1 protein-coding gene is annotated in these 409 nt (G+C 62.3%); it reads left to right on the top strand.

Annotated features, from left to right (window positions below):
* Positions 1 to 88: 88 nt before the first annotated feature.
* Positions 89 to 409 (top strand): P-II family nitrogen regulator (locus C5L12_RS27910; protein ID WP_105375180.1); only part of this gene is annotated, 321 nt, incomplete at its 3' end.

Genomic DNA, 409 nt, shown 5'->3' with positions numbered 1-409 from the left:
GGCGTTATCCGATAACATCGCGTTACCAGGATGAATATTGACGGTGCGAGGGGCGAAGCCCCGCGGCGCCCCCGACGAGGAGATTGCAATGAAGAAGATTGAAGCCATCATCAAGCCGTTCAAGCTCGACGAAGTGCGCGAGGCGCTGTCGGAGGTCGGCATCGCCGGTCTGACCGTGTCGGAAGTGAAGGGGTTTGGCCGGCAGAAGGGCCACACCGAGCTGTATCGCGTCGCCGAGTACGTCGTGGACTTCCTGCCGAAGATCAAGGTCGAGATCGTCGTCGGCGACGACCTCGTCGATCAGGCGGTCGAGGCCATCATCAAGGCCGCTCACACGGGCAAGATCGGCGACGGCAAGATCTTCGTGCTGCCGGTCGAGCAGGTCGTGCGTATCCGCACCGGCGAGACC

Origin of the sequence: Neorhizobium huautlense (assembly GCF_002968575.1) — a bacterium.
GTDB classification, from domain to species: Bacteria; Pseudomonadota; Alphaproteobacteria; order Rhizobiales; family Rhizobiaceae; genus Neorhizobium; species Neorhizobium huautlense.
The sequence above is the reverse complement of the archived record's forward strand: the minus strand, read 5'-3'. Positions and strand labels throughout refer to the sequence as shown.